Raw genomic sequence first — 8,258 nt, forward strand, 5'->3', positions numbered from 1 at the left:
TACTACCTTTCTTGCATCGCTTGCTTCATTCGAGTAATTGGCTTAATCAGATATTGGAAAATCGTTTTCTCACCGGTACGAATATCCACAATAGCAGTCATACCCGGTGTAATTTCTAATGGCTTACCATTCTTATCTTTTAACGTATTTTCATTCGTTTCTACTAAAATACGATAGTAAGATTCATCAGGATTAAGCTTTAACTCACTTGGGCGTCGTTCATCTTGTAGCGTATCCGGACTCAATAACGTAACCTTTCCTTCTAAACCACCATATAATGAGTAATCATAAGCACTAATTTTTACTAATGCTTCTTGCCCAGTTCTAATGAAAGCCACATCTTTAGGACTAATATAAGCTTGTACAATTAGCTTCTCGTCGAGCGGTACGATTTCTAAAATATCTTCACCAGCTTGCACAACACCGCCAACTGTATTAATTTTAATATTTTTTACCACACCTCTTAATGGCGCTTTAATTTGCGAACGTTCTACTGGGTCAGCTCGCATCGCCATATTTTCTCTTGCTTGAGCAAGCTCAGATTCCATTTGAACTAACTCACTGCTTGCATCAGCAATATATTTATTTTTACGTTCTGCAATTTGTTGTGCTAAATCAGCAGACTGCTTTCTACTGCGTAACAGCTCAACCTCTGACATTACGCCTTTCGCGACCATTGGTGAGGTAATGGCAATTTCTCGATCGAGCAATGCCTTACTTTGTGCTAAACCACTTACAGCTTCTTTCATTGCTCTTTGGCGAGCAACATAAGTCGCACGCTCTCGTTCTTGAATCTCTTGAGGAATCTCATCATCAAACTTTAGTGGCATACCATACGCCTCTGCCTGTAAGCGAGAAACCACGGCACGTAAGTTTAATACCTTAGCTTCACTTTCTCGTAAAATAGCAGAACTTCGAGTATCGTCTAACACCACTAAAATCTGATCTTTCTCAACAATATCCCCTTCTTTAACTTTCATCTCACGGATAATACCCGGATCAAGGCTTTGTACAATCTGATCTCGACTGCTTGGGATTACACTACCTTGCCCTCGAGTTACTTCTTCTAATGGGCTGTTGTAAGCCCAAATGATAAAAGCGACAAGGAATACAAAAAACAGAATAATAACGGAAAATGTCCCCGTATGCTTTTCCGTTTGCATCGCCGCATTAAGATCATTAATTAATGATAAATCAGCTTGTTTTACCTTTTCTTGATTATTTTTCATCTATTTTTTTCTCGCTTTCAGGAATGTTTTGTGTTTCCTCTTTATTTGCAGATTTTGCCGCTTTTTCGACCGCTTGTTGATTTGCCTGATTTACACGATTTCTTGCTTCAATCTCATTTTGGCGTAAGCGTTCCAGCACGGCATCTCTCGGCCCTTCCATCACAATTTTACCGTTATCCATCACGATAATACGGTTTACAATTTTCAGCACTTGTGGACGATGAGTAACAACTACCATAGTACGATTGCTAGTCCAATTAGCTAAAGCGTGTAAAACAACATTCTCAGCATCTTGGTCCAAATCACTTGTTGGCTCATCTAATAATACAACTCTAGGATCTTTTAACGTTAAGCGAGCTAATGCAACTAATTGCTTCTGACCTCCGGATAGCCCTTGTCCATTTTCGCCCAATGGCATATCCAATCCTCTTGGATGTCTTTGAATCAGTTTTTCTAATCCAAAACGGCGTAAAGCCACTAATAAATCCTGATCGTTTGTGAAGTTATCTGAACGTGCTAAATCAAGGTTTTCACGTAGTGTACCTAAGAAAAGTCTAGGTGCTTGTCCAAATAACGCGACTTGATTACGTAAGAAATAAGGCTCAATTTGACGAATATCTACATCGTCAAGAGTCACGCTACCTTTTGATGCCTCATATAAACCTGATGCAAGTTTGAGCATTGTACTTTTACCACTACCTACACGCCCAATCACACCCACTTTATCACCCGCTCTAATCTCAACATTCAGACCAGAAACAATATCACCACTTTCTTTATTATATTGAAAGTTCACATTTTTAAATGTTATTGAACCTTGCACATTTGAAAGCGTAATATATTTACGATCCGATTGACGTTCTGTTGGCTTATCAACAATATTATCAATGCCTTGTAATGCCATTCTCGCTTGTTGAAAACGAGTCGCAAGCCCTGCAATTTGCCCAAGAGGCGCTAAGGCACGACCAGATAAAATAACAGATGCAATCAATGCCCCCATTGTGATTCGACTTGCTTCATCTTCTGCGTGAACAAGATAAGTTCCAACTAAAACTAAAAATACCGTATTCAGCTGTTGCATCATCGTCGCGAAACTCGTCACAAAGTTACTTAAATCACGCACTTTAATCTGTGTCGTAGCAGTCTTAGCCGTAAAAGAATCCCAACGTTGTTGTGCCCAATTTGTTGCATTGTGTGCTTTTAGCGTTTCAATCCCCTCTATCGCTTCTACCACTAAACCTTGACGCTGGGAAGACTCCCTCATCGTCGAATTAATATTCAGTCGCAATCTTCGGCTGTACCGCCAATCCAACAAATCCAACAATAGGAATAATAATCAGCGGGACTAGAGCTAAAGCACCGCCAACAAGATAAATAACAAAAATAAAGAGAAACAAAAATGGCAAATCAACTAATACCAGTAAACTAGCACTAGTCATAAACTCTCGAACAGACTCAAATTCTCGCAAGTTATTTGCATAAGAACCAGCGGAAACAGGTTTATCAACCAATCGTAAGCCCATTACTCGTCTAAATAAGGCAGAACTGATAATCAAATCCGATTTCTTACCTGCAATGTCAGTAAGATGCCCTCGAATCAACTTAGCGACCATCTCAAAACTAATCGCTAAAACAACACCAATACTCAACGCCCAAAGGGTTTCATAAGTTTTATTGGGAATCACTCGGTCATAGACATTCATCACATAAAGCGAACTGACCAATGCCAAAAAATTGATGATAAATGTAGCCAAAATAACCTGATAATAATAAGAGCGGAAACGCCAAATGACTTTCCAGAACCAAGCCTTAGGCAAATGATACTCAGGTAATTCTGAACGTTCATCCACCGCAATCTTAGGCTTAATAAACCAACAATATCCCAAATAATCCGCCGTTAATGTTGCTGCATCGACAATATGGTTCACGCCAGCTTGATATAAATGATACTGTCTATCTTTGCCATTGCCTTCTATTTTGGTTACCACAGCGACCTCTTCATTACGTAGAATAACCACAACAGGAACAGAAAGGCTTGGAATATCTGCCAATGCACGTTTTGAAATACTATTTTCAAAACCATGTGAACGTAAGACTTCCACCAGTGATTGATAATTAATATTTTGATTCTTATCTCTTACTGCTTGTGCAGAAAGCGTTTCCTTTGCAACAGGCGTCCCATGAAATTGGGTAGCAAACGCCAAATGCTCAATAATTGATTTCATTTTTAATCCTATTTTTATTTAGTTAAATCTAAAGTTGCAATACCTGCCCACTTAGAAACATTTGCTTGAGAAACAAGATAGAGAAGTGCGACATCACGGAAATCGTTACGAGCGGACACTTCAGCGATTTGTACCGATGTAAGTTCTTGATAAGCATCAAGCACATTGATTAATGATTTCATTGCAATATCGAATTGTAGCTCAGTATCTTCAACCACTTTTTTCTGTAAATTAATTTGTCTACCAGTAATTTTTAGCAGTTGCTTATTACGTAGCATCTCTTCTTCTGCAGTACGCCCTTTTTCTTCAAGCTCCAACTCAATCTCTCTTAACTTTGCATCAGCGGCTTGGCTATGTCGGTTATACTCAACGGTATGTTTGGACGCAGGATTATAAAGATCCCATGACACCCCCACATAAACTTCTCGTTCGTGTCTACTTGCCGAACCTTCTAAATTGATCGCAGGTAAACGGCGAGCTTCTGAAGCTCTTAATGCCGCCTCTGTACTCTCGAATTCTTTTTGTTGAGCAAGGAAAGTCGGATTATTATTAATATCCGGATTACGATATTGCTGTAAGAATTTTACCGGATCAACTTTCGTGAAAGGATCGTCTAACGCACTCTCATCAACAGCTTGTCCTGAATAACGAGAGAGCTGGCTTAGACTGGTATAAAGAATTCTTTCTTGTTGAGCAATGGTTGCCTCAACCTGATTACGGCGAGATTGTGCCTCATTAAGTTCAGACTCACGACCGACATCATAAGAAACAATCACTTTTAAATCTTGAATTAGTTTCTCATGTCGGACTAAACTTTCACGATATACCTTAATACTTTCCTTAGCACGCAAAGCGACCAAATAATATTCACCTATCTTCTGCCCTACTTGCTCTCTAGTTTCAGTAAACTTATGGCGATAATAGCCTTCTTTACTTTTATCTCGTTCAATTTCTGCCTCAACAGCTCCCCAAGAATAGAGATTAACTTTACCGTTAAGACTCATACCAGAACGGCGTTCACTACTATATTTATGCTTTTGAGCTAATACACCTGTATTACTTAACGAAACCACCGGCAAATGCCCGGCTTCCGAAATCTTTACTTGGCTTTCTGTTCTTTGCAATATTTGCTCTTGCCTCATCTAAAGTCGGATCAGCTGTTAACGCATATTGCATAATATTTTTTAACGTTTCCGCCTGAGCAAAACTCGGCATAAAAAAAGCACAGCTACTCAAGATTACTAATACTGTTTTTTTCATATTTTTCATTTCATATTTACTCATTGTTTGAAAAAAATCTTACATAATTTTGCAAGACTAAAAATGTATTCCATTCTATATTACTTATTCATATAGAACCTAGCTGACTTTCGATTTTTACGCTTATGTAAATAACCTTACAAATCCCTGTTATCATCACACCCAAATAAGCGGTCAAATTCAAAAAAAATCTGCACCTTAATCATCCAAAATTTCTTTGGGCTTTTGAGGTGCAGATCATTAACTTAATTTCATTTTAATCCAGGCTAAACAAATCGCCTAAGCCAATACCATTAGAAGCTTTTACTAGTATATGCTGATCGGCCTTAACAAGCTCAGGCAATACCGCCAATAATTCAGTACGTGTTGGAAATACTTGCACATCTTTATTTGATAATACTGCAGTACTTTTGTCATTTCTTCACCAACCAAAATAATACGCTTAACATTCTTTTGATTAACATATTCCAAGACTTGCTGATGATATTGCTGACTATCTTCGCCTAGCTCTAACATATCTCCTAAAATCATAAGCTTATTTGAATTTTCTACCTCAACATCCCCAAAGGCATCAATCGCGACTTGCATAGAAAGTGGATTAGCATTATAGGCTTCATTATAGACGGTAATATTTTTAGCATGATATGTCAGAGATTTTATATTTCCACGCCCCTCCACTGCTTTAAAACAATTTAATTGATTTATCGCTTTACGAATACTTAAGCCTTTATCCTTAATAATTGCCAAGATAGCCATTGCATTTAACACAAAATGTTTGCCGTTTGCCTCAAGTTTTAAAACATAGTGGCTATTCCCTAAACGAATTTTACTTAAATGCGGCTTATAGCTCACTAAACGAATATCAGCCTCGGGATGCTCACCGTAACTAACAATACGCAAATTTGCTTGTTTTGCTTTCATCGCAATCAAATCATATTGTGCAATATCTCGACAAATAATAGCGAGACTACCGACAGACATCGCTTCAAAAATTCTTGCCTTTTTAAGTGCTACTTCTTCTAAAGAATTATGATACTGCAAATGTGCGGGTGCAATATTAGTAATAATCGCAACTTCAGGCTGAACTAAAGCAGAGTTTACTGACATCTGTCCAATCGCCATTTCAACAACCCAATGTTGAGCATATTGAGAAAACTTAGCCAAATTCCAAGCGATACCAATAGGTAAATTTGCTGATCCTTGCGTCTGCTCTGTCGAACCAAATACTTGTAAAGTATGAGCTAACATTGAAACCGTTGTCGTTTTCCCTGCACTGCCGGTAATACCGTAAACATGCCCGCGAAATTGCTCACGCACAAAACGCCCAATAGCTAATACAGCTTTACGCACATCCTTAACTACTAATACCGGTACATCCAAATCAGTATATAGCTCAGGATTATCCGTAATAACACCCACCGCACCTTTTTTGATAAAAGCATTGATCCCGACTTTCCGGAAAAAGCCTTTATCCATCGTTTTACTTTGTGCGACTAAGAGAGAACCTACTTGGAAATTTTGTGAATAGGTTGCCACATTTGTTGCAAACCAAGAGTCTTCCGGAGTTCGTAACCACTTACCCGATGTCGCTAGCTCAAGATTAACCGCATTTAAAACATATTCAACGGTTTCTGATTTACTTGTATCCTTCGTCAAACTTTTTGGATATAGTCGCTCTGTCAATAAATGATGATATGCGACTAACCCTGACAAATAATGTTCTACATCATCAATACGTACGCGGAAGGTATGATGACGAATAAAACAGCCATACAAGATAGTTTCCGGTTTCTTATAGAACATCGCTAATTCAGGGAAAAACACCCCATTGACTAAATAATTGGCTCGAGTATGTAACGCTTGATAAAAATCAGCGACATCAAAACCAGCTAAAACATCACTAAATTGAGGATACTCATCCAGTTTCAATAACATTTTATGGAATGCCATACTTAGCTCAAGTAAGGTTGGGAACGTCGTAATTCGCGTACGAATAAAATCGACATAGCCCTTCACATTATCCACGGCAAATTGGAAATATTTTTTCTCCGGCTTATATTGCACTAATTCATTAGAGCAATAAGATAACCAATGATCATGAGCCTCATAGTGTTTGGCTTCAATAAAGTAGTCAAATGCTTTTGTCACACAATCCAGCCAGCGAGTATCCTTCGTTAAACCATACAGACGCATTAAACCAAAAGCCGCTTCTCCATCATAGTAAATGATACGATGCTCCGCTAACACAGATAAATCTTTGGCACTAAGAATATGTACAAACGAGCCATTCGGTTGTCGCATCGCCACAATCCCATTCGCCAATTTCTCACAAAGTGCTAAATAATCATTACAACGATTAGAATCAGGAAAAACTTGAATATATTTTACCAAAGCTAAAATCGCTACTGCATTCGCACCGAGCTTAATTTCATCATTAATTTCAACCACATAAGCCAAATTATTCGAATAATGACGAATAATTTTATGCAAAAGATAAGTCAGTGCTTTCTCAATATTTGCCGCAATTTTTGCTAATTCAACCGCTTGCATACCTTGCTTTTGACAAAGCTCATATCCTTCAATCAATGCATAGGTGCTACTTGCATGCCGTAAAGTATTATAAGTACCGATAGTTCGGCCAAAGCAAGGGAAATGGCCATACTCATAACGCCCATTAGTTAATACTTGCCGTCCTAGGTAAGCGGTAATTTTTTGAATAAGATCTGCACTGCTATTTACATTTAGGGGAGCAAATACCCGGCGTCCTTGATTACGAGGGGCTGTCGAAATTTCGCACGTTTCACCACTTGCAAGATCAAAAAAGAAACCAGCGGTCTTAAACATACATAAAGTTAAATCATCATTAAATAAAGGTATTTGGCTACTACCATGGCGTGCCTTAAAATAAATTTCTAAATTATGCTGATTAACCATTGCATGGCCAATTTCCCCCGCTGGATATAAACAAGCATTCGCGTTTAATTCAGTTTCGGTTAAAAGCAACCAAGGTTCTCTTTTTCCCTCAAAGGCAATACCGGCTCTAAAATAATTACGCTTATAATTTTTTAAGATCTGCTTAAAATCACCCCAATTATGTAAACTGGACTCCGTAACCCACTCCAAACGAATCCATTTTAAGGGACGAGGAAATTTTTCTTGTAACTTAGCTAACTTTTGTGCAAATAATTTATGCCACTCACTGTCTGACATATCCAATAAATTAGCAACAAAAGTAATAACCTTCGCACGCTCCAAACCATCTGTTGCTGATAAAATAAATGTGTTGCGTAAAACCGTTGTGACTCCCGCACTTTCCACAAATTTCTGACGGAGTGGGGAAATCACACTTTGTAACATATTGTTCATTACCATTGCCTACCTTTTCTGCTCTTCAAGCATTACATTTTGCAACAATATAGCTATTGCAAATTTTCACTCAAATTTAACCGCTTGTTATTTGTTTCTGCCCTAAATTACAAGACATAAACAAATAACCCCTCCCTTTCGGGAGGGGGTTATAATCATTAAACACTAGTCATATCAA

Annotated in this window: 4 protein-coding genes and 1 pseudogene; all 5 read right to left on the minus strand. The window is 38.2% G+C overall.

Annotation, left to right across the window (positions count from 1 at the left end; genetic code table 11):
- Window positions 1-2 precede the first annotated feature (2 nt).
- The 5 genes and pseudogenes from NYR89_RS07735 to NYR89_RS07755 all read right to left on the minus strand — a co-directional run bounded on the left by NYR89_RS07735 (window position 3) and on the right by NYR89_RS07755 (window position 8,080).
- A complete protein-coding gene (locus tag NYR89_RS07735; protein WP_279445371.1) occupies window positions 3-1,229 on the minus strand; it encodes an HlyD family type I secretion periplasmic adaptor subunit in 1,227 nt (408 codons plus the stop codon).
- Window positions 1,219-3,454 (minus strand): annotated as a pseudogene (locus NYR89_RS07740) (type I secretion system permease/ATPase). The gene NYR89_RS07735 and the pseudogene NYR89_RS07740 overlap by 11 nt, the downstream one beginning before the upstream one ends.
- A 14-nt stretch (window positions 3,455-3,468) precedes the next feature.
- Window positions 3,469-4,578 (minus strand): TolC family protein, encoded by a 1,110-nt coding sequence (locus NYR89_RS07745; RefSeq protein ID WP_279445372.1) that lies wholly within the window; start codon window positions 4,576-4,578, stop codon window positions 3,469-3,471.
- Window positions 4,511-4,723 (minus strand): hypothetical protein, encoded by a 213-nt coding sequence (locus tag NYR89_RS07750; protein ID WP_279445373.1) that lies wholly within the window; start codon window positions 4,721-4,723, stop codon window positions 4,511-4,513. The genes NYR89_RS07745 and NYR89_RS07750 overlap by 68 nt, the downstream gene beginning before the upstream one ends.
- A 297-nt stretch (window positions 4,724-5,020) precedes the next feature.
- Window positions 5,021-8,080 carry a UDP-N-acetylmuramoyl-tripeptide--D-alanyl-D-alanine ligase gene (locus NYR89_RS07755; RefSeq protein WP_279445374.1) on the minus strand — a complete coding sequence of 1,020 codons (3,060 nt, stop codon included), beginning with the start codon at window positions 8,078-8,080 and terminating at the stop codon, window positions 5,021-5,023.
- Between the last annotated feature and the right edge of the window lie 178 nt (window positions 8,081-8,258).

The sequence above is a fragment of the Actinobacillus arthritidis genome, assembly GCF_029774155.1.
Lineage (GTDB): Bacteria > Pseudomonadota > Gammaproteobacteria > Enterobacterales > Pasteurellaceae > Actinobacillus > Actinobacillus arthritidis.